The sequence below is a fragment of the Halomonas alimentaria genome, from assembly GCF_009902005.1.
Classification (GTDB): domain Bacteria; phylum Pseudomonadota; class Gammaproteobacteria; order Pseudomonadales; family Halomonadaceae; genus Halomonas; species Halomonas alimentaria.
Map to the genome: position 1 here is coordinate 1 of NZ_WUTT01000015.1, position 359 is coordinate 359.

Here is a 359-nt window from a genome sequence, read left to right on the forward strand (position 1 = left end):
TGGTGCCCGCCTCGGGGGTGACGATCACCACCGGGCTGTGCGCCCAGTAGGCCGCCGCGATGCCGGTCACGCAGTTGGAGATGCCGGGACCGTTCTGACCGATCACCGTGCCGTGGCGACCCGAGACCCGGGCATAGCCATCGGCCATATGAGCGGCGCCCTGCTCGTGCACCACCGGCACCAGGCGGATGCCGGCCGGGGCGAAGATGTCCATGGCGTCCATGAACGCCGACCCCATGATGCCGAACATGTCGGTGACGCCGTTGGCGACCAGGGTCTCCACGAAGGCCTCCGAGGGCGTCATCTTCTGCTTGCCTTCCACGACCTGACGGGTATCTGTGGTGTTGTCTGTGCTCATG

At 66.9% G+C, this 359-nt stretch carries 1 protein-coding gene; it reads right to left on the reverse strand.

The genetic code is table 11. The features are described from left to right. The coding region (locus tag GRB96_RS15465) for a thiamine pyrophosphate-binding protein (RefSeq protein ID WP_276608766.1) at positions 1-358 on the reverse strand (358 nt) is incomplete at its 3' end. Between the last annotated feature and the right edge of the window lies 1 nt (position 359).